Origin of the sequence: Corynebacterium sp. ACRQP, from assembly GCF_022345915.1 — a bacterium.
In the GTDB taxonomy this organism is placed as follows: Bacteria; Actinomycetota; Actinomycetes; order Mycobacteriales; family Mycobacteriaceae; genus Corynebacterium; species Corynebacterium lehmanniae.
Window position 1 is genome coordinate 18,204 of record NZ_JAKRMZ010000005.1, and the last position, 21,416, is coordinate 39,619.

18 protein-coding genes are annotated in these 21,416 nt (G+C 65.7%); 13 read left to right on the top strand and 5 right to left on the bottom strand.

What is annotated here, in order from left to right; all coding sequences use genetic code 11:
* Positions 1 to 32: 32 nt before the first annotated feature.
* The gene (locus tag MHY23_RS03145; RefSeq protein WP_239306394.1) at positions 33 to 2,231 is read left to right on the top strand and encodes a bifunctional UDP-sugar hydrolase/5'-nucleotidase; all 2,199 of its coding nucleotides are present in this window, start codon (positions 33 to 35) and stop codon (positions 2,229 to 2,231) included.
* Between the two features lie 225 nt (positions 2,232 to 2,456).
* Here the strand turns inward: MHY23_RS03145 and MHY23_RS03150 are convergent, their stop codons facing one another.
* Both MHY23_RS03150 and MHY23_RS03155 read right to left on the bottom strand, forming a co-directional pair.
* Positions 2,457 to 2,756, bottom strand: coding sequence for a hypothetical protein (locus MHY23_RS03150; RefSeq protein ID WP_070843972.1), 300 nt, complete (start codon positions 2,754 to 2,756; stop codon positions 2,457 to 2,459).
* Between the two features lie 137 nt (positions 2,757 to 2,893).
* A complete protein-coding gene (locus MHY23_RS03155; RefSeq protein ID WP_239306395.1) occupies positions 2,894 to 3,853 on the bottom strand; it encodes a peptidylprolyl isomerase in 960 nt (319 codons plus the stop codon).
* 105 nt (positions 3,854 to 3,958) lie between these two features.
* Here MHY23_RS03155 and MHY23_RS03160 point away from each other — a divergent pair, with 105 nt between their 5' ends.
* Entirely contained in the window at positions 3,959 to 4,594 is a 636-nt protein-coding gene (locus MHY23_RS03160) for an MBL fold metallo-hydrolase (RefSeq protein ID WP_239306396.1), read from the top strand.
* Positions 4,595 to 4,641: 47 nt separating this feature from the next.
* Positions 4,642 to 5,928 (top strand): histidine--tRNA ligase, encoded by a 1,287-nt coding sequence (gene hisS / locus MHY23_RS03165; protein ID WP_239306397.1) that lies wholly within the window; start codon positions 4,642 to 4,644, stop codon positions 5,926 to 5,928.
* Between the two features lie 3 nt (positions 5,929 to 5,931).
* On the opposite strand, the gene MHY23_RS03170 is transcribed toward hisS, so the two are convergent.
* Genes MHY23_RS03170 through MHY23_RS03180 form a run of 3 tightly spaced genes read right to left on the bottom strand, consistent with a single transcriptional unit; the run spans position 5,932 to position 9,081 of the window.
* Positions 5,932 to 7,326 (bottom strand): L-serine ammonia-lyase, encoded by a 1,395-nt coding sequence (locus tag MHY23_RS03170; protein ID WP_239306398.1) that lies wholly within the window; start codon positions 7,324 to 7,326, stop codon positions 5,932 to 5,934.
* A gap of 55 nt (positions 7,327 to 7,381) precedes the next feature.
* Positions 7,382 to 8,104 (bottom strand): CBS domain-containing protein, encoded by a 723-nt coding sequence (locus tag MHY23_RS03175; RefSeq protein ID WP_239306399.1) that lies wholly within the window; start codon positions 8,102 to 8,104, stop codon positions 7,382 to 7,384.
* A gap of 53 nt (positions 8,105 to 8,157) precedes the next feature.
* Positions 8,158 to 9,081: a neutral zinc metallopeptidase gene (locus MHY23_RS03180; protein WP_239306400.1), complete on the bottom strand. Its 924-nt coding sequence runs from the start codon at positions 9,079 to 9,081 to the stop codon at positions 8,158 to 8,160.
* Positions 9,082 to 9,238: 157 nt separating this feature from the next.
* Between MHY23_RS03180 and aspS the strand changes: the two genes are divergently transcribed.
* From aspS to MHY23_RS03230, 10 genes are all read left to right on the top strand, one after another.
* On the top strand, positions 9,239 to 11,059 hold the full coding sequence (aspS, locus tag MHY23_RS03185) for an aspartate--tRNA ligase (protein WP_239306401.1): 1,821 nt from the start codon (positions 9,239 to 9,241) through the stop codon (positions 11,057 to 11,059).
* A 7-nt stretch (positions 11,060 to 11,066) separates the two neighbouring features.
* Positions 11,067 to 12,329 (top strand): phosphotransferase, encoded by a 1,263-nt coding sequence (locus tag MHY23_RS03190; RefSeq protein ID WP_239306402.1) that lies wholly within the window; start codon positions 11,067 to 11,069, stop codon positions 12,327 to 12,329.
* Between the two features lie 11 nt (positions 12,330 to 12,340).
* Positions 12,341 to 13,702, top strand: a complete 1,362-nt coding sequence (locus MHY23_RS03195) for a replication-associated recombination protein A (RefSeq protein ID WP_239306403.1) — start codon at positions 12,341 to 12,343, stop codon at positions 13,700 to 13,702.
* A 73-nt stretch (positions 13,703 to 13,775) separates the two neighbouring features.
* On the top strand, positions 13,776 to 16,439 hold the full coding sequence (alaS, locus tag MHY23_RS03200) for an alanine--tRNA ligase (protein WP_239306404.1): 2,664 nt from the start codon (positions 13,776 to 13,778) through the stop codon (positions 16,437 to 16,439).
* 146 nt (positions 16,440 to 16,585) lie between these two features.
* Entirely contained in the window at positions 16,586 to 17,074 is a 489-nt protein-coding gene (ruvX, locus tag MHY23_RS03205) for a Holliday junction resolvase RuvX (RefSeq protein ID WP_181888518.1), read from the top strand.
* Between the two features lie 23 nt (positions 17,075 to 17,097).
* The gene (gene mltG / locus MHY23_RS03210) at positions 17,098 to 18,225 is read left to right on the top strand and encodes an endolytic transglycosylase MltG (RefSeq protein WP_239306448.1); all 1,128 of its coding nucleotides are present in this window, start codon (positions 17,098 to 17,100) and stop codon (positions 18,223 to 18,225) included.
* 3 nt (positions 18,226 to 18,228) lie between these two features.
* On the top strand, positions 18,229 to 19,047 hold the full coding sequence (locus tag MHY23_RS03215) for a shikimate dehydrogenase (protein ID WP_181888516.1): 819 nt from the start codon (positions 18,229 to 18,231) through the stop codon (positions 19,045 to 19,047).
* A gap of 10 nt (positions 19,048 to 19,057) precedes the next feature.
* On the top strand, positions 19,058 to 19,483 hold the full coding sequence (locus MHY23_RS03220; protein ID WP_239306405.1) for an A24 family peptidase: 426 nt from the start codon (positions 19,058 to 19,060) through the stop codon (positions 19,481 to 19,483).
* 37 nt (positions 19,484 to 19,520) lie between these two features.
* Positions 19,521 to 20,744: a chorismate synthase gene (aroC, locus tag MHY23_RS03225; protein WP_239306406.1), complete on the top strand. Its 1,224-nt coding sequence runs from the start codon at positions 19,521 to 19,523 to the stop codon at positions 20,742 to 20,744.
* Between the two features lie 191 nt (positions 20,745 to 20,935).
* Positions 20,936 to 21,415 (top strand): shikimate kinase, encoded by a 480-nt coding sequence (locus MHY23_RS03230; RefSeq protein WP_239306449.1) that lies wholly within the window; start codon positions 20,936 to 20,938, stop codon positions 21,413 to 21,415.
* Position 21,416: the final 1 nt, after the last annotated feature.

Consider the following 21,416-nt stretch of genomic DNA (forward strand, 5'->3'; position numbering starts at 1 on the left):
GGACACCATCCCCCGACACCGAGGAGTCTCCCGTGTTTGATTTCCGTCGCGCTGGCGCCCTGATCGCCGCAACCACCACGACCGCTGTGGTGCTCACCGCAGCACCGTTCGCTGCAGCAGCTGAGGCTGACCAGGTCACCATCAACGTTGCCAACATCACCGACTTCCACGGTCGCCTGAAGTACAACCCGTCCACGACCACGGTGAAGGACGCCGCAGGCAACCCGGTCCTCGACGAGAATGGCAAGGAAGTCAAGGAAATCACCCCGAAGGCCGGCGACGAGATGGGTGCCGCCAATGTCGCGGGCATCATGAACTACCTGCGTGAGCAGAACCCGAACACCATCGTCACCACCTCCGGTGACAACCAGGGTGGCTCGGCGTTCGTTTCCTTCATCTCCGACGACAAGTACACGATGGACTTCATCAAAGCCATCGGCACCGACGGCTCCGCTGTGGGCAACCACGAGTTCGATAAGGGCTACCAGGACCTGATCGACCGCATCGTTCCGGGCACCAATGACAAGCAGCTCGGCGCGAACATCTTCGTTGATGGCGAGCAACCGGTGAAGCCGTACACCATCGTGGAGAAGGAGGGCGTGAAGGTTGCCCTGGTGGGCACGACCTCCAACCTCACCCCGGAAAAGTCCAGCCCGGCCAACGTTGCGGGTGTGAAGTTCACGGATTCCGCCGAGCAGGTCAACGTCGAGGCCAAGAAGCTCAAGGAGTCCGGCAAGGCTGACCTCGTCATCGCTCTGATTCACGATCCGGCCCACACCAGCGCACCGAAGCTCGACGCGAAGTACGTCGATTTCGTATTCGGTGGCGATGACCACATCAAGCGCCTGGAGCTCGACCGCGACGGCAAGGTTCCGTACGCGCAGTCCCACGAGTACGGCAAGGTCGTCACCGATATTGCTTTCACCTACGATAAGGCCGAGAAGAAGCTCGTCGAGGTCGACGGTCGCCAGATCGAGGCGTCGCAGCTCGAGGAGCTCGGCATCACCCCTGATGCCGAGGTTGAGAAGATCGTTGCAGAGGCAGACAAGATTGCCAGCGAGCTCGGCCAGAAGGTCGTCGCCAACATCGCCGCCGACTTCAAGCGTGGCTCCAATCCGGAGGATAAGCCAGGCTCCAACCGCGGCACCGAGTCCACCGCGAACAACATGCTGGCGCAGTCCGCCGTCGCTGCGCTTTCCGCATTCCTCGACACCGAGATCGACTTCGGTGTGATGAACGCCGGCGGTGTTCGTGCGGACCTGACCAAGGGCGATGTGACCTACGAACAGGCCGCCACCGTCCAGCCGTTCGGCAACAACATCGCTGTTGCCAAGCTGTCCGGCGCCGCCATCAAGGAAGCGTTGGAGAATCAGTGGCAGACCCCGGAGGTTGCAGCAAAGTCGGGTCGCCCGCGTCTGGACATGGGCCTGTCCGACAACGTGTCCTACACGTACAACCCGAACGCTGAGCGTGGCAACCGCATCCTGGACATCCAGATCAACGGCGAGTCCGTGGATCCGGAGAAGGACTACACCGTTGCAGCGTCGACCTTCCTGCTCGACGGTGGCGACGCCCTGATCAACGCTGACGAAGTCCGCGACCGCAACGATGTGGGCTACAACGATCTGCAGGCATTTGTGGACTACCTGCAGACCGGCGACGCCCAGGTCCGTGAGGGCCAAAAGGACGTCGGCGTGGTGCTCCCGGAGGGCGGTCTGAAGGCTGGCCAGAAGAACACCATCGAGCTGACCTCCCTGAGCTACTCCTCCGAGGGCGAGGCGCAGGCTGAGACCGTCACCGCGAAGGTGGGCGAGGCAACGGCTACCGCCGACGTCGACAACGCGGTCACCGACGCCGACAAGGGCTTAGGCGAGCAGGGCCGCGCAAAGATTGAGCTGGAGATCCCGGCGGGCGTGTCCGGCGAGCAGACCCTGGAGATCACCACCGACAAAGGCACCAAGGTGTCCTTGCCGGTAACTGTTGCCGAGGCTGAAAAGCCGGCTCCGGAAGAGAAGCCGACCGAGGAGCAGAAGCCGGCTCCGGAAGAGAAGCCGACCGAGGAGCAGAAGCCGACCGAGGAGCAAAGCTCCGCTTCTTCCTCCTCCGACGCTCCGATTGGCGTCATTCTCGGCATCATCGCCGCTGTCCTGGCTCTCGTGCTGCCGCTGGCGCTGGCGTTCCCGATTGACTCCGTGCTTGGCCCGATCGCGCTGCTGAACAACAACAAGTAGGACGAGCACGATCCTGACCTGATAGAGGCTGCACGCGACAACGCCGCCGTTTCCCGCGAGGGGGAGCGGCGGCGTCGCCGTTGGCGCGGTCGTGGGGCTGGAACGAAAAGAACCGGCTACCTAGAGCCGGTTACCAACGGAAATTTTCGCTGGTAGCCGGTAGTAGGTAGCCGGTTGTGTTTTGCGCAGCGGCGCGAGTGTGCCCCGTGCGAGAACGCGGTGGCTCTAACGCGCGAACTTAGACGCGATGGACAGCACCTGGGTGAGCATGCCGATGATCGCGGTGACCACGGCGATCCAGCTCTTCAGCTCCTCCGGGCTCATGTCCTCGATAGAGGAGCCCTCTTCACTCGAGGAGGACAGGCTGTCCTTGATGGTCCTCTTGTCGGAGTCCTTGCCGCCGGAGTCCTTGGACTTGCTCTCTGCGGTGTCGTTGACCGTCGGAGCTGCGTCGGCGACTGCGGCGCCAGAAACCATGACCGCGGTGGCGGTTGCTGCCGCTGCAAGGCTGGTGCGAAGCTTCATCGAATTTTCCTCACTCGTAAAAATGTGTGTGCTTCTCGGAATGCTATCGGGTGCGCTGGTAGAGCGCTACCTAGGACAGTAAGCTCTGAGGCGATTCCCAGAGCTATGACGCTCGAGCGGGCCACTGTGTTACTGCGCTACTTCACGGTCGCCTTCTTGATACGGACCTCGTCTGCCGGGGCGCCGCCCTGTTCGCCGCCCTCGACGCCGGCCTCGGCAATCTTGTCCAAGGTGGAAAGGCCTTCGTCGTCGATGTGGCCGAAGTAGGTGTACAGCGGCGGCAGCACGGAGTCGCCGTAGTTGAGGAAGAACTGGGAGCCGTTGGTGTCCACGCCGGCGTTCGCCATAGCGATGGTGCCGCGGTCGTAACGCTGCGGCTGGCTGTTCTGCTGCAGCATCATCGTCTTGGCCTGCATCATCTCTTCCTCGGACGCGCCTTCTGGGATGCCCGCCTCAGACAGGTCGATGCCCTCGAGCGCCTGGTCGGTGGGCAGCTCGTTGGCGAACTGGAAGCCCGGGCCGCCGGCGCCGGTGCCGGCGCGGTCGCCGCACTGCAGGACCTTCAGGCCGTCGCCGGTGGTCAGGCGGTGGCAGACGGTGTCGTTGTAGAAGCCCTCCTCAGCGAGGTATTCGATGGCGTTGACGGTGCACGGGGAGGCCGCACGGTCCAGCTCCATGCCGATGGGGCCCTGGTTGGTGTCCAGCTCGACGGTGACGGTGCCCTCGGTGGACACGCCGTCGGTCTTCGGGGTGCCAACGCCGTCGCCGCCTTGCTCCTGGGCCTCGTTGTAGGTGCAGTTCACCGTCGCCGGCAGCGCCTGCTCGCGCTTGGTGGCGATCGGCTCGAACTTCGACGAGTCGAACGGCTCCTGCTCCTCGGTGGTGGCCTCGGACGCGGCGGTGGATTCGGAGGTGGCGAGGTCCTCGCCGCTGTCGTTGTTGGCCGCGAAGTAGATGCCGCCGCCGATCAGCGCGATGACGGCCGCGGAGATCGCCGCCACCGACCACGGGCGGGACTTCTCCTTGCGGTCGCGCGAATCCAGCTCGCTCTTCAGGTGGGACAGGGCTTCCTTGCCGCGCTTTTCGTTCGATGCCACTGGGGTTTACACCTCGCCAATTTGTCGGGATGGGCGGAGTAGACGTCGATAAGCATCCGCCCTTGAACGGCTAGAAAGCCTATCAGCACCGTTATAGTGGCCAGCATGAGAATCGCCGGTTTCGCAGCAGGACCGTTTCAAACCAACTGCTATGTCGTTGCCAACGGGGATCGCGCGTTTGTGATCGATCCGGGGTTGGGCGCTCATGAAGCGGTGAGCCAGATGGCGCAGGAGCAGGGGCTGACCGTGGAGGCGGTGGTGCTCACGCACGGCCACATCGACCACATCCGCGACGCCGCCGCGTTCGGGGTGGAGACGTTTGTCCACCCAGCGGACGCGTTCATGCTGCTGCGCGGCGAGGGGGTGAGCGAGCAGGCGCGCCAGCTTTACGACGCCTCCGCCATGCCCCCAATCGACAATCCGACGCCACTTGAGGACGGGCAGACGCTGACCGTGGCAGGAGTGGACCTGCGGATCGTGCACGCACCGGGGCACTCGCCGGGCTGCGTGATGCTGGTTGCGGACGAGGTGGTTTTTTCCGGCGACGTGCTGTTCCGCGGATCGATTGGCCGCACGGACCTGCCGGACTCGGACCCGGCGCAGATGCAGGAGAGCCTCCGCGGGCCGGTGTGGGACTTGGACGACGAGCTGCAGGTGCTGCCCGGCCACGGTCCCGCCACGACCGTTGCACAGGAGCGCGCAACCAACCCGTACCTGCGCCAGGCCAACGCCGACCGCTAATCGGGCACTCGTCCCGGGCGAGGTTGCCTGCACTAGACTTGCGCGGTGTGAGCGAGAACAAGAACGACCAGTTTCAGAAGCTTTCCGCCCCGAAAGGCGTGCCGGACTACGTGCCGCCGCAATCGGCGGCGTTTATCCATGTGCGCGACGAGTTCGCCCGCCAGGCGCGCATCGCCGGCTACCAGCACATTGAGTTGCCGGTGTTCGAGGACACGACGCTGTTTGCCCGCGGTGTGGGCGAGTCCACGGACGTGGTGAGCAAGGAGATGTACACCTTCGAGGACCGCGGCGGCCGTTCCGTCACGCTGCGCCCGGAGGGCACCGCAGGCGTGATGCGCTCCTTCATCGAGCACAACATGGACCGCGGCTACCTGCCGGTGAAGCTGAACTACTACGGCCCGTTCTTCCGTTACGAGCGCCCCCAGGCCGGCCGGTACCGCCAGCTGCAGCAGGTGGGCGTTGAGGCCATCGGCATGGACGATCCGTTGCTGGACGCTGAGGTCATCGCGCTGGCGGACCGCAGCTACCGCGCCATCGGCTTAAGCGGGTTCCGTCTGGAGCTGACCAGCCTCGGCGACAGGAACTGCCGCCCGGAGTACCGGGAGAAGCTGCAGGAGTTCCTCTTCGACCTGCCGTTGGATGAGGAGACCCGCAAACGCGCAGAGCTCAACCCGCTGCGCGTGCTGGACGATAAGCGCGCAGAGGTCCGGGAGATGACCGCGGATGCGCCGCTGATGCTGGATCACCTCTGCGACGACTGTCGCGCCCACTTCGAGGCCGTCACCGCGGCGCTGGACAGCTTCGGCGTGCCGTACGTGATCAATCCACGCATGGTGCGCGGCCTGGACTACTACACCAAGACCACCTTCGAGTTCGTCCACGATGGCCTGGGCGCGCAGTCCGGCATCGGCGGCGGCGGCCGCTACGACGGTCTTATGGCCCAGATCGGCGGCCCGGACCTGTCGGGCATCGGCTACGGCCTCGGCGTGGACCGCGCCGTGCTCGCGCTTGAGGCAGAAGGCGTGGAGTTGGACGAGGCGGCCCACCGCGTGGACGTCTTCGGCATCGCGATCGGCGACGAGGCTCGCGTGAAGATGAGCAAACTTATCGACGAGCTCCGCGCCGCCGGCGTGTCCGCCGACATGTCCTACGGGCAGCGCGGGCTCAAGGGCTCGATGAAAGGCGCCGACCGCGCCGGTGCGAGGTACGCGCTCGTGCTCGGCGAGCGCGAGCTGGAAGCCGGCGAGGTGGCGGTGAAGAACCTCGCGGAACACTCGCAGGAGTCCGTGGAGCTCTCTGTTCAGGCGGTGACTCAGGCGGTCACGGGAGCCTAGCTTCTAGCACTCGGTGATGTTCACCGGCAGGCCCAGCTGCACCGCCAGGCCGCCCATGGACGTCTCCTTGTACTGCGTCATCATGTCGCGGCCGGTGGCGGCCATGGTCTCCACCACGTCGTCGAGGGTGACGATGTTGGTGCCGTCGCCCAGCTTGGCCAGGCGCGCCGCGTTGATGGCCTTCACGCCGCCGATGGCGTTGCGCTCGATGCAGGGCACCTGCACGAGGCCGCCGACGGGGTCGCAGGTCAGGCCCAGGTTGTGCTCGAGGGCAATCTCGGCGGCGTTTTCCACCTGGGCAGGCGTGCCTCCGAGGGCGGCGCACATGCCTGCGGCAGCCATTGAAGACGCGGAGCCGACCTCGCCCTGGCAACCGACCTCAGCGCCGGAAATCGACGCGTTGGTCTTGATGATCGAGCCGACCGCGCCGGCAGTGAGCAAAAATTCGCGGGCGCGCTCGACGGTGAAATCGTCGGTGAAGTCGCGGCAGTAGTGCATCACCGCGGGGATGATGCCGGCCGCGCCGTTCGTTGGCGCGGTGACAACCTGGCCGTGCGCGGCGTTTTCCTCGTTGACAGCCAACGCGTAGAGGTTGACCCACTCCATTGCGTCCAGCCCGCGCGCAGTGGAAGCTTCGTATTCGGCGGTGAGCAGGCGGTGGAGGCGGTTCGCGCGCCGCTTGACGTTCAACCCGCCGGGCAGCGTGCCATCCGTCTTCAAGCCATGTGCGACGCATTCCTGCATCACGTTCCACACCGCGTCCAGGTGAGTGTCGAGCTTCTCGCTGCCGTGGATGGACTCCTCGTTGGCGCGCATGATCTCCGCGATGGTCAGGCCGGTCTCGTCGCAACGCTGCATGAGTTCGGCCGCGGTGTCGAAGGGGTAAGGCACAGACGGGATGTCGCGCGCTGCCGCGACGCCGGATTCGTCGCGGTGCGCCTCCATCTCCCAGCGGTCCTGAATAAACCCGCCGCCGACGGAGTAGTAGTCCTCGCGCTCTGCGAGCACGTTGCCGTCTGCATCCCACGCGTCGAAAATGAGGCAGTTCGGATGTGCGGCGACAGGAGCAGGGTCAAACCTGAGCTCGTATTCAACGGTGCCGATGGGCCCGGAAACGGTGCCGGTGGAGGGAATCGGCTCACCCGGCTTCGGCGCAATATCGGCAGACGTGGTGGTGGGGGTGTAGCCGACTAGGCCCAAGAGGGCAGCGCGGTCGGTGCCGTGGCCGACGCCGGTGGCTGCCAGGGAGCCGCGCAATTCAACAAGCACCTTGGCTGGGTAGGTGTCGAGTTTGTCAATGAATGCTTGGGCCGCGCGCATCGGGCCCACAGTGTGGGACGACGAGGGGCCGATACCAATACTGAACAGGTCGACAACGCTCACAAAGTTTGCAGACATGCCGGGGATACTACAGCACGAAAAAGGTGCGCGGCGCCACAGGAAAAGCGGTGCTTTACGCTTCCTGGGCGAGGGCCGGAATATCGGTCGCGCCCAGCACCGACAGCGGCTTCTGAGTGGGCTTTCCGTGCTCTGTGATGATGGCGAGGCGGGGGACCGCGCCGGAGGCAAGCGGTGTGCTCAGCGCCTCGACCGCGGCTGCGGCGGTGACGGTGCGCGGCAGAAAAATCGGCTGGTCCAATTTGCCGCTGTGGTCGAGCACCTCGGCCACGGTGCCTGCCGCAATCGTGTCGTCGTCACGCAGCTCCGCCGCCAGCCACCGCGCAATCGCGTTGGTGGTGAGCAAACCGACGCACTCGCCACCGTCGTAGACCGGGAACTGGGCGAGGCCTTGCGAGGCGATGATGTCCAACGGCTCGTGGATGTCGGTGTCGGGGGAGAAGGTGACCACCTGCTGGTGCTCAATGACGTCTAAGGCCAGCGTCGGGGCGAGCAGGGAATCCCGGATCCGCTCGATCTCAGCGACAGTTTCCGGCAGCGGCTCGGCGATCGGGCGCAGGTTGTCGTACTCGCCGTGGCTGATCGCGTTGCGCAGATCCGCGAACTCCTGCAGCGTCTCAGACTGCTCGAGCGTGATGACTCCCTTCTTCGCCGCCAGCCTGGTCATCCAGGAAAACGAATCGGACCGTTTGGCATCGAGTTCACTGCGCAAGAACTTCTCAATGGTGTTGAACGCAGCAAGAAACGGCACGGCGCGGTTGGGCTCAGCATTGCTCATGCCGGCCACTGTAGCGCCGTGCCGTTTCGAAAGCGGTGCGGAACAGAGGCGGTTTAGCTCTTGTACACGCCGCGGTTGAGCGTGTCGCAGGACGACATCTGGCCGGATTCGTAGCCGGACTTGAACGCCTGCATGCGCTGCTCGGAGGAGCCGTGGGTCCACGCGTCCGGATCGACCTCGCCGCCGGAGCGCTTCTGAATGTTGTCGTCGCCGATGGACTGCGCGGATTGCAGAGCCTGCTGCAGCTGCTCGTCGGTGATCGGCTCCAGAGCGGCGTTGTCGCCCTTGGAGGCGTGGTGCGCCCACAGGCCCGCGTAGCAGTCGGCCTGCAGCTCGATTGCCACCGCGGCGGAATCCTGGCCCGGATTCTTGTAGTCACTCAAACCAAGGGTGCCCTCAAGGTTCTGGATGTGGTGGCCGTACTCGTGCGCGGTGGCGTACTCCTGCGCCAGCGGCCCGTTAGAGCCGCCGAGCTGCGACAGCTGGTCGAAGAAGCTCACGTCCAGATAGGCGGTTTTGTCTTGCGGGCAGTAGAACGGGCCGGTGTCCGAGCTGGCGTAACCGCAACCAGAGTTCACGCTGCCCTTGAAGATGGTCATTTCCGGTTTGGTGAACTGGGTGTCGGACTGCGCCGGCAAAATATCTGCCCAGATGGTGTTCAGTGACCCCATCGTTGCGGCTGCCCGGCAGTCGTCGTACTCGTTGGAGGAACCTGCTTCCTGGCAGTGCTCCAGGGAGTATTCGCCCTGGGACTGCGACTGGGAGCCGCCTCCTCCGCCGAGGATGCCGTCAAACGCGCCGCTGAAGTACAGCAGCGCCAGCAGGACCAAAATGATGGTACCGCCGCCGCCTCCGCGCAGCAGGAGCGGCAGCAACATCATCGCGCCGTTGCCTAAGCCGCCGCCTCCGCGGCCGCCGCCGGAGCTGGTATTGACGTTGCCGCCTTGGCCCTGTGCGTAATCGCCTCTGAAAGTCATGGTCAGAATTGTGCCAAATAACTAGGGCACGTGTGGGATCTGGGTCGGTTGGCGCCTGTGTCGCCCCATCAGCGAGAGGGGCCGGGCGCACTGCGACGGAACGGCGGGTAAACTTTTACAGGTTAGATTTGCCATCACGTGGAAGGACGTGGATACCTTGCTGCGCACTCACCTTGCGGGGAACCTGAATAAAGAACTGGACGGCCAAACTGTCACGCTCACCGGCTGGGTGGCCCGTCGTCGCGACCATGGCGGCGTGATCTTTATCGACCTGCGCGATCGCTCTGGCTTGGCCCAGGTGGTCTTCCGCGAGTCCGAGGTCGCAGAGGCTGCGCACGACCTGCGCAGCGAGTACGTCATCCAGGTCACCGGCACCGTCGAGCCGCGCCCGGAAGGTTCCGCTAACCCGAGCTTGGCTTCCGGCGAGATTGAGGTCAACGTCACCGACTTGAAGGTGCTCAACAAGGCCGCGGCCCTGCCGTTCCAGATCGAGGACGCTTCCTCCAGCGAGGTCGGCGAGGAAGCCCGTCTGCGCTACCGCTACTTGGATCTGCGCCGTGAGCGCCAGGCGAAGGCGATTCGTCTTCGCGCGAAGGCGAACCAGGCTGCCCGCCGAGTGCTGGACAGCCACGACTTCACTGAGATTGAAACGCCGACGCTGACCCGTTCCACCCCGGAGGGCGCACGCGACTTCCTGGTGCCGGCTCGCTTGAAGCCGGGCTCCTGGTACGCCCTGCCGCAGTCGCCGCAGCTGTTCAAGCAGCTGCTCATGGTGGCGGGCATGGAGCGCTACTACCAGCTGGCGCGCTGCTACCGCGACGAGGATTTCCGTGCGGACCGCCAGCCGGAGTTCACCCAGCTGGACGTTGAGGCCAGCTTCGTGGACCAGGACGACATCATCTCGCTCGCCGAGGAGATCTTGGTCGAGCTGTGGAAGCTGATCGGCTACGACATCCAGACGCCGATCCCGCGCATGACCTACAAGGAAGCGATGGAGAAGTACGGCTCCGACAAGCCGGACCTGCGCTTCGACATCCCGCTGGTGGAGTGCACCGAGTTTTTCAAGGACACCACCTTCCGCGTGTTCAAGGCCGAGTACGTCGGCGCTGTGGTCATGGACGGCGGCGCTTCCCAGCCGCGTCGCCAGCTCGACGCGTGGCAGGAGTGGGCGAAGCAGCGCGGCGCGAAGGGCCTTGCGTACATCCTCGTACAGGAGGACGGCGAGCTGACCGGCCCGGTGGCCAAGAACATCACCGAAGAGGAGAAGGCCGGCATTGCCGCGCACGTGGGCGCAAAACCGGGCGACTGCATCTTCTTCGCGGCAGGTGAGACGAAGGCGTCCCGCGCGCTGCTGGGTGCAGCCCGCGGCGAGATTGCCCGCAAGCTGGACCTGATCAAGGACGGCGACTGGGCGTTCACCTGGGTCGTCGACGCGCCGCTGTTCGAGCCGGCCGCGGATGCGACGGCCTCCGGCGATGTCGCTCTCGGCCACTCCAAATGGACCGCCGTCCACCACGCTTTCACCTCCCCGAAGCCGGAGTACCTGGACAACTTCGAGGAGAACCCGGGCGAGGCTCTCGCGTACGCCTACGACATTGTGTGCAACGGCAACGAGATCGGTGGCGGCTCCATCCGTATCCACGAGCACGACGTGCAGAAGCGCGTGTTCGAGGTCATGGGCATCACCGACGAGGAAGCGGACGAGAAGTTCGGCTTCCTGCTGGACGCGTTCCAGTACGGCGCCCCGCCGCACGGCGGCATCGCCTTCGGCTGGGACCGCATCGTGTCCCTACTCGGCGGCTTCGAGTCCATCCGCGACGTCATCGCCTTCCCGAAGTCGGGCGGCGGCGTCGATCCGCTGACGGATGCTCCGGCGCCGATCCCGGCGGAGCAGCGCAAGGAGACCGGCGTGGACTTCAAGCCGAAGAAGGACGCCGAAGCACAGGGCGGCGAGGCCGGGGCCGGCGACGAAAAGTAGGCCAGCGATGGGCGATACGCAGGAGATCATCCGCGCAGCCGCCGACATACTGACCAAGCGCTACGGCGGCGAGCAGCAGCTTGTCGACGTCGAAAGGCTCGACGGCTCAGGGCTTGCGGACGTGTTCCGGGCACGTGTTGTGAACAACCCGTTTTTCCAGCACCGCTCGGTGGTGGTGAAGCACTCGCCGGCTACCGGCGACGAGCTGGCGGATGCGGCGTTTCTGCGCGAGACGGTGGCGTACCAGTTCGCCACGTCGTTAAGCGAGGAAGTGCGCCCGGGCCCGGTGCTGCTGGGCTACGACACCGCGCAGCGCATCCTGATCATTTCGGATCTGGGTGACGGCCGCACGCTCGCGGACCTGCTGCAGGACGCGGACCCGGAAACCCACGTGGATCTCCTGCGCCGCCTTGGCCGCGCGCTGGGCAAAATGCACGCCGGTACCGCGGACGATGAAGACGCGTTCAACGTGCTGTTTCAGCGCATGACGCGTTCGCGGAAGAACTCGGCGAACCTGCAGCTTTTGCGTGACCGCCTGCTGTCGCACCGCATCCGTATCGGCGTGGAGTTCCTGGAGCGGGCTGGAATCGACATTCCTGGCGAGGTCCGCTTCGCCGCCACGAACGTGCGTACCCGGCTACTGCGCGGCGGGATGCGTGCGTTCACCCCGTTCGACTTGACGCCGGACAACATCATCCAAACCGGCAACTCGTTCCATTTCCTGGACTACGAGTGGGCGGGTTACAGGGACGTCACGTTCGATGTGGCGTTTGTGGTTGCCCGCTTCCCGGTGTTTCTTGCGGCGCAGCCGTTCAACGCCGCCGCCACCGAGGCGTTCATCGACGCGTGGGTGAGCGAGGTGCGCGGCATCTGGCCGAGCGTGGAGCACCCGGATACGTTGCAGGCGCGGATTACTGCGGGGCTCATCGGCTGGGCGATGAGTAGCGTGGCCATGCTGGATCCGGTGAGCCCAGCCGAGTTGGTGGAACACGACGCCAAGCTCAAGGAGGACTTCGAGGCCGCTGGCCTTGACGTGTCCGACCTGGGTCCGTTGGAAGCGAGCGCCGAAACCGAAGAACACTCTGCGGACTACGCCGGAGATGTGCTGCGGCCGCACTCGCAGGGGCCGTTTACCGCCGATGAGGCGCTGGTGCGCCGGGACTTGCGCGAGACGTTCGAGTCCCTCGCCGCGTTCGCGGGCACCGGCAAGGACCCCGCGTACCGCACGATAAGCGAGTTCGCGCAAACGCTGGCTGAGCGCTTGCGCTAAGAGAGGTGCGCGTGGAACAAGAGGGACTATTCGCTGCCGCAGGCGGCAACAACAGCCGCGGCGATTCCGGCAACCGCGGCACCGCCTTTTTTGAGGCTGGGGCGTCCGCGCCGTTGGCCGCGCGCATGCGGCCGCGGACCCTCGACGAGATCGCGGGCCAGCGGCACCTGCTCAGCGAGGGCAAGCCACTTCGCAGACTTATCGACGGCTCCGGCGCCGCCTCGGTTATCCTCTACGGCCCGCCGGGGACCGGCAAAACCACCATCGCATCGCTGATCGCGTCTGCGATGGGGCAGAATTTTGTCGCGCTTTCGGCGCTGTCCTCCGGGGTAAAGGAAGTCCGTGCCGTCATCGACGAAGCACGGCGAGACCTGATCCGCGGGGAGAAGACGGTGCTGTTCATCGACGAGGTGCACCGTTTTTCCAAGACGCAGCAGGATGCGCTGCTCGCCGCCGTGGAAAACCGCACCGTGCTGCTTGTCGCGGCGACCACGGAAAACCCGAGCTTCAGCGTGGTTGCGCCGCTTTTGTCGCGCTCGCTGCTGCTGAAGCTGGAGTCCCTCGATGCGGAGGACTTGGGCAGGGTGCTCGACCGGGCGATGGCGGACGAGCGCGGATTCAACGGCGCATTCAAGCTTGACGACGCCGCACGGGACCAACTTGTCCTCCTCGCCGGCGGCGATGCACGCCGCGCGCTGACCTACTTGGAGGCCGCGGCCGAAGCGGTGCAGCCGGGGGAGACAATCACCGTCGACACTGTCAAGGAAAACGTCAACCGTGCGGTAGTGCGCTACGACCGCGACGGCGACCAGCACTACGACATCGTCAGCGCGTTCATCAAATCCATCCGCGGCTCCGACGTGGATGCCGCACTGCACTATCTCGCGCGGATGATCGAGGCGGGGGAGGACCCACGGTTTATCGCCCGGCGCCTTGTCATCCACGCATCCGAAGATATCGGCATGGCGGACCCGACCGCGCTGCAGACCGCCAACGCGGCGGCGAACGCAGTGCAGTTCATCGGCATGCCGGAAGGCAGGCTGGCGCTCGCGCAGGCGACGATTCATTTGGCCACGGCACCGAAGTCGCCCTCGGTGATCCAGTCGATCGACCGGGCCTTGGCGGACGTGCGCGCGGGACACGCCCCGCCGGTGCCGGCGCACCTGCGTGACGGGCACTACGAAGGGGCGAAGGCCATGGGCAATGCGGTGGGCTATGTCTATCCGCATGATGATCCTTTGGGCGTCGTGAAGCAGCAGTACATGCCCGACGGCCTCGAAGATGCTGTGTATTACGAACCCACCGACCACGGGGCGGAGCGGCGCATCAAGGACTACATCGGGCGGCTGAGGAACCTCGTCCGCGGGCGGTGACACCGGGCGGCGTCGAGGCGCGGGGTAGAGTAAGCGCGGATAAAAACCGGCGCTGCTGAAAGGACAATCACGCGTGCAGACCCATGAGATCCGAGAGCGGTTCACCAACCACTTCGTCGAGGCGGGACACACCCCGGTGCCCAGCGCTCCGCTGATTCTGGACGATCCGACGCTGCTGTTCGTCAACGCCGGCATGGTGCCGTTCAAGCCGTACTTTTTGGGCGACCAGACTCCGGATTTCGCAAACGGCACCGCCACATCCATCCAGAAGTGCGTGCGCACCCTGGACATCGAGGAAGTGGGCATCACCACCCGCCACAACACGTTTTTCCAGATGGCCGGCAACTTCTCCTTCGGCCAGTACTTCAAGGAAGGCGCGATCACGCACGCCTGGACCCTGCTCACCGGCGCTGTCGAGGACGGCGGGCTGGGCCTGGACCCGGAGCGCCTGTGGGTGACCGTCTACTTGGAAGACGACGAGGCCGCCTCGATCTGGCGCGACAAGATCGGCATTCCGGAAGAGCGGATCCAGCGCATGGGCATGGAAGACAACTTCTGGTCCATGGGTATCCCCGGCCCCTGCGGCCCGTGCTCGGAGATCTACTACGACCGCGGCCCGGAATACGGCGTCGAGGGCGGCCCGGTCGCCGACGACAACCGCTACATGGAGATCTGGAACCTCGTGTTCATGGAGTCCATCCGCGGCGAGGGCGACAAGAAGGGCAACTTCGATATCGTCGGTGAGCTGCCGCAGAAGAACATCGATACCGGCATGGGCATCGAGCGCGTCGCTTGCATCCTGCAGGGCGTGGACAACGTCTACGAGACCGACCTTTTGCGCCCCGTCATCGATGCTGCTGTGGAGCTGACCGGCGCGAAGTACGACGCCGGAAACAAGGACGACGACGTGCGCTTCCGCGTCGTCGCCGACCACGCACGTACCGGCATGATGATCATCCTCGACGGCGTGACCCCGTCCAACGAGGGCCGCGGCTACATCCTGCGCCGTCTGCTGCGCCGCATCATCCGCTCCGCGCGCCTGCTGGGCGCGACCGGCCCGGTCATGGAGACGCTGATGAACACCATCATGGACACGATGACCCCGTCGTTCCCGGAGATCGCCGACAACCGCGAGCGCATCCTGCGCGTGGCGGTAGCCGAGGAGAAGGCGTTCTCCAAGACACTTGAGGCGGGCACCTCGCGTTTCGACGAAGCCGCCTCCGCCGTCTCCGCATCCGGCGCCAAGGTCCTGCCGGGCGCGCAAGCCTTCGAGCTGCACGACACCTACGGTTTCCCGATCGACCTGACCGTGGAGATGGCCCGCGAGGCTGGCCTGGACGTGGACATGGACGCCTTCAACGCCGCTATGCAGGAGCAGCGCGAGCGCGCCAAGGCCGACAACAAGGCGAAGAAGCACCGCAACGTGGACGAGTCGCTCTACCGCGAGTGGGTGGACGCGAACCCGACCGAGTTCGTGGGCTACGACCAGCTCACCCACGACGCGAAGGTGATCGGCCTGGTGCGCGGCGGCGAGAAGGTCGGCGAGGTCGCCCAAGGCGACGAGGTCGAGGTCATCCTGGATGTGACCCCGATGTACGCGGAGTCCGGCGGCCAGATGGCCGACCGCGGCCGCCTGCTCATGGGCGACACCATCCTCAACGTCAACGACGTGCAGCGAGTGGGCAAGAAGCTGTGGCTGCACAAGGCCACGGTGCAAAACGGCGGGCTCGATCTGGGCTCCACCGTCACCGCCGAGGTGGACGAGGCGTGGCGCCACGGCGCGCGCCAGGCGCACTCCGCGACCCACCTGATCCACGCCGCGATCCGCCAGGTGCTCGGCCCCACCGCAGTCCAGGCTGGTTCCTTGAACAAGCCGGGTTACCTGCGCTTCGACTTCAACTACACCGACCAGCTCACGGACGGGCAGCTCGAGGAAATCGCCACCATCACCAACCAGGCGGTGGACGCGGACTTCGCGGTCAACACCATTGAGACCTCTCTGGACCATGCGAAGGAGATGGGCGCGATGGCGCTGTTCGGCGAGAGCTACGGCGACACCGTGCGCGTGGTGGAGATCGGCGGGCCGTTCTCCATCGAGCTGTGCGGCGGCACTCACGTCGAGCATGCCTCGCAGATCGGCCCGGTGGCCGTCCTCGGCGAATCCTCCGTCGGCTCCGGCGCCCGCCGCATCGAGGCGTACTCCGGCATGGACTCCTTCAAGTTCCTGTCCAAGGAGGCCGCGCTCGCGTCCGGCCTGGCTGCGGAGCTGAAGGCACCGACCGAGGAGCTGCCGGACCGGATCGCCCAGTTGACCGAGCGCCTGCGCGCGGCCGAGAAGGAGATTGAGAACCTGCACCGTCAGCAGCTTCTGGCCTCGACTGCCAACCTGGCGGATGAGGCGCAGACGCTCGGCGTGCACCGAGTCGTCGCAAAGCAGCTGCCCGAAGGTATCACCACCGGCGACCTGCGCACGATTGCCAACGACCTGCGGGGCAAGCTGCAGGCAGAAGACGCAGTGATCGTGCTGCTGTCCCAGGTGGACGGCAAGGTGTCGCTGGCCGCAGCCGCGACGCCGCAGGCCGTTCAGTCCGGCGTGAAGGCCGGCGACCTGGTCAAGCTGATCGGCCAGTACGTCGACGGCAAGGGCGGCGGAAAGCCGGACCTGGCGCAGGGCACCGGCGCGAACCCGGCCGGAATCGAGGACGCGCTGCGCGCAGTGCGTGAGTCGCTCGCCTGAAAACCAGCGCTGTAATGCGTGACACGCCGAAGAAGCGCCCCGCCGGTTCCACAGGAAACGGTTAGGTTTAACTAAGGCCAGTTAACCGCCCCGCCGGTAACCGGTCTGTTGTTTACGTAGCCGTCGAAGGTGGAAAGGACACACGGATGAAGGTGCAGCCAGACACCCCGGGGGTTGACGACCCGGGGCAGGGCCGCCGCATCGGCATCGATGTGGGCACCGTCCGCATCGGCGTGGCCTCCTCCGACAAGGACGCGACGCTGGCCACCCCGGTGGAAACGGTCCGCCGGGTCACCGGGTTCAAGGACCGCGACGGCGAAGACATCGAGCGTTTGCTTGAGCTTATCGACGAGCTCGACGCCGTGGAGGTCGTTGTCGGACTGCCGTCGAACCTCAACGGCGACGGCTCCAAGAGCGTCAAGCACGCGAAAGAAATCGCGTTCCGCATCAAGCGGCGCAGCGACGTGCCGGTGAAAATGGCGGACGAGCGACTGACCACGGTCGCCGCCACGCACGCGCTGCGAGCTTCAGGCGTGCGCGAAAAGGACGCGCGCGCCGTGATCGACCAGGCGGCGGCGGTGGAGATTCTGCAATCATGGCTGGACGGCCGCAAGAACTACCTCAAGGAGATTTAACCGTGACCCCACGACAGGCCGCCATGCGGCGCACACGCAGCACCGCAGTGCTGGTTGCTTCGCTCCTGCTGATCATCGGCTTGATCGCCTGGATCGCCATCGCCCGCGGCAACAACGTGTCGGATTACGAGGGCACGGGCAACGGCGAGGAGCAGGTAGTGCAGATCAAGGAGGGCGCAAGCCTGTCCGCGCTCGGCCCGGAGCTGGAAGAGCGCGGCATCGTCGCCTCCGACAACGCATTCCAGACTGCTGCGGCGAACAACCAAAACGCCGACAACATCCAGCCCGGTTTCTACCGCCTGCAGGGGGAGATGAGCGCCGAGTCCGCCGTGGAGGCGCTGCTCGACCCGAAGCAACGCGTCACGCCGCTGCAGGTTTACGGCGGCGCGACCTTGATGGACATCAACATCCTCGGCGGGCAGAAGCGCCTGGGCATCCTCACCATGATTCAGCAGTCCGCGTGCGGCGAGAAGCCAGCATCTGATTGCGTGAATCTGGAGGATCTGAACAAGGTTGCGGCGGATGCAGATCCGGAAGCCCTCGGTGTGCCCGAGTGGGCGCGAGAAACGGTGGCCGGACGCGCAGGCGACGCGAAGCGTCTTGAGGGCCTGATCGCTCCGGGCGAGTACGTCATTGATCCGCACGCGAGCGCGGAGGAGATCCTGACTGACCTGATCACCCGGTCCGCCAAGCAGTACGAATCCACCGACATTGTCGGCCGCGCAAAGGCTGTCGGCCTGACCCCGTACGAATTGCTCACGGCGGCGTCGCTGGTTGAGCGCGAGGCTCCGGCCGGCGAGTTCGACAAGGTCGCGCGAGTGATCCTCAACCGTCTGGATGAGCCGATGCGCCTGGAGTTCGACTCCACGGTCAACTACGGCCTGCCGTCCGTCGAGGTCGCCACGACCGACGAGGACCGTGGTCGGGTGACCCCGTGGAACACCTACGCCATGGACGGTCTGCCGCAGACCCCGATCGCCTCTCCGTCGATCGAGGCCATCGAGGCGATGGAGCACCCGGCCGAGGGCAACTGGCTGTTCTTCGTCACCGTGGACAAAGACGGCACGACCATCTTCAACGACACCTTCGAGCAGCACCTCAACGACACCCAGCGTGCGGTGGACTCCGGCGTGCTGGACTCGCAGCGCTAGCTCATGGAGATCACCCACCGCGCAGCGGTCCTCGGCTCGCCCATCGCGCACTCGCTGTCTCCGGTGCTGCATGGCGCCGGGTACGAGGCGGCGGGCCTTGAGGGCTGGGAATATACCAGGATTCTCTGCCAGGCAGAGGAGCTTTCCCGGGTCGTGCGGGAATCCGGCGAGACCTACCGCGGCTTCTCGGTGACCATGCCGTGCAAGTTTGCGGCGCTGGATTTTGCGGACGAGGTGACTGAGCGCGCGCAACAGATCGGTTCCGCGAACACACTCACGCGTGTCGACGGCCACTGGCGCGCCGACAACACCGATTGCGAGGGCGCCCTAGTGGCGTTGAGGGAGCTGTTGGGGCACACCCTTCCGAAGCGCGCCGTGCTTGTCGGCGCCGGCGGCACCGCACGGGCGGTGATGTGGGCGCTGCGCGAGCTCGGCTGCGAACAGGTCACGGTGGTCAACCGTTCGGACCGTGCTGCTGAGTATGTGGAGCTGGCGCAGGGGATAGATGTGTCCTTCTGCACCTACGACGCTGACTTGGAGAGCGTGGCGCTGCAGGCCGATGTCGTCGCGTCCACTGTGCCCGCGGATGTGCTGGAGCAGCACGCTGAACAGCTCGGGCACGCTCCGGTGTTCGACGTGATCTACAACCCGTGGCCGACCCCGCTAGCGATTCGTGCCGCTTCGAACGGCTACCCGGTGGTGGGCGGGTTGTCCATGCTGGCGGGGCAGTCCTACGCCCAGTTCGAGCAGTTCACCGGCGTTGACGCTCCGCGCGAGGCGATGCGTGAGGCGCTGTTGCGCCATTGGGAGCAGTCCCACTAGTCTCGCCTGCATGGGGATCGGGGGATTCGCCGCCTATGCGGCAGGGGGAGTTTTTCTTGCGTGGTCGGCGCTGTTGGGGGCTTACGACATCCGCGAGCGCAGGTTGCCGGACCCGTTGACTGTCCCGCCTGCGGTGGCGGCTGCCATCGCGTGCGTGTGGCACCCGCCGTTGGCGTGGGGGTTGCTGTGGCCGGCGTGGTACTTGCTGGTGGGCCGCGGCATTGGTGGGGGAGACATTAAGCTTGCGGCGCCGCTCGGCGTGGCCTGCGCGGCCGTCGGCGGGCCAATCGGGGTGATCGCCGGATTTGGTCTATCCGGGCTGCTCACCGTGGGAGCGGCAGGAGTGTGCGGGAGGCGCTCGGTGCCGCATGGACCGTCCATGTTGTGTGCGGTGTGGGTGCTGTTTCCTTTTTTGTGTATGTATTCGGGGGTTTGAGGGCCGAATTTGGCGGGGCTTGTGCAAGAATGTCGCCATGCTTCGTTGGACAACGGCCGGGGAGTCGCACGGCCAAGCCCTCATTGCGTTAGTGGACAACGCGCCGGCTGGATTGCCGGTGCGCAAGGAAGACATCGCCCACCAGCTGGCGCGCCGCCGGCTCGGATACGGGCGTGGAGCACGCATGAAGTTCGAGGCCGATGAGCTCACGCTTCTCACCGGCGTGGTCCACGGGACCTCCATCGGCAGCCCCATCACCATTCAGATCGGCAACACCGAGTGGCCGAAGTGGACCACGATCATGTCCGCGGAACCAGTGGACATGGAGGACCCGGAGGTGGCGAAGGCCATGTCGTCCGGGCGCGGAGCGTCGCTGACCCGCCCGCGCCCGGGCCACGCAGACTTCGCGGGCATGATCAAGTACGGCTTCGACTCCGCCCGTCCGGTGCTCGAGCGCTCGTCCGCGCGCGAGACCGCGGCGCGCGTGGCGGCTGCGACTGTGGCCCGTAGCTTCCTGCGCGAAACCCTCGGTGTGGAGGTGTTCTCGCACGTGATCTCCATCGGGGAGTCCGCCCCGTACGCAGGGCCGCACCCTTGCTTCGAGGACATTGAGGCTATCGACGCCTCCCCGGTCCGCGCCTACGACAAAGAAGCGGAGGTGGACATGGTCGCCCGCATCGAGGCTGCGAAGAAGGACGGGGACACCCTCGGCGGCGTTGTCGAGGTCATCGTGGACGGTTTGCCGGTCGGCCTGGGCTCCCACGTCTCCGGCGAACGCCGCCTTGACGCGCGCCTGGCTGGCGCGCTGATGGGCATCCAGTCTGTGAAGGGTGTCGAGGTCGGCGACGGTTTCGAGGAGGCCCGCCGCCGGGGTTCGCAGGCGCACGACGAGATGGTGCGCGGGCAGGGCGGCGTGACACGTTCCACGAACCGTGCCGGCGGCCTCGAGGGCGGCATGACCAACGGCGAGCAGTTGCGTGTGCGTGCGGCCATGAAGCCGATTTCGACTGTCCCGCGCGCGCTGAAGACTGTGGACATGTCCACCGGCGAAGCCGCCACCGGTATTCACCAGCGTTCGGACGTGTGCGCGGTGCCCGCTGGTGGTGTCGTCGCTGAGGCGATGGTGGCGCTGGTGCTCGCGCAAGCAGTGTCGGAGAAGTTCGGCGGCGATACTGTGGATGAGGTTCGACGCAACGTGGAGGCGTACCGCGCGTACGCGGCGGACCGGCTCGCGTTCGCCCGAGAGGAGGATTTGGCATGACCACTCCGGCCGGGGCATCCCCGGCAGATATTGTCAACGATTTGGCCCGCGGTCTCGCTCCGGAAGCCGCGCGCGCTGATGGCGCGGACAGCGCAACACCGTTCGACGAGAACGATGCGCCGAGTGCGACCGAACTCGTCACTGCGGCGCCTGCGTTGGTGCACTCCGCGCCGCGTGTTGTGCTAGTGGGCATGCCGGGTGCGGGCAAGTCGACGATTGGCCGGCGGATCGCCAGCGCACTGAACCTGCCCATCGTGGACTCCGATCTCCTCATGGAGCAGGGCGAGGGCAAGGCCTGCGGCGAGTTGTACTCGGAGCTCGGCGAGGACACCTTCCGCGAGCTCGAGGTGGGCTACGTGGCCCGCGCGCTCGCCACCGGCGGGGTGGTCAGCCTCGGCGGCGGCGCGATTGTCACCGAAGAGGTGCGCACGCTCCTGCAGCGCCACACCGTGGTGTGGATCGACGTCACCGCCGAGGAAGGAATTCGCCGCACGGCGGAGGATGCGTCGCGTCCGGTGCTCGACGGCGAGGACCGCGAACAGCGCTACCGGGACCTTTTGGAGCAGCGAGAGTCCTTCTACCGGGAGGTCTCCAGCTTCCGCGTGCGCACGGACGAGCGCCCACCGCAGCGTGTGGTGGCGGAAGTCCTCGGGTTCATTGACGTGGATTAGC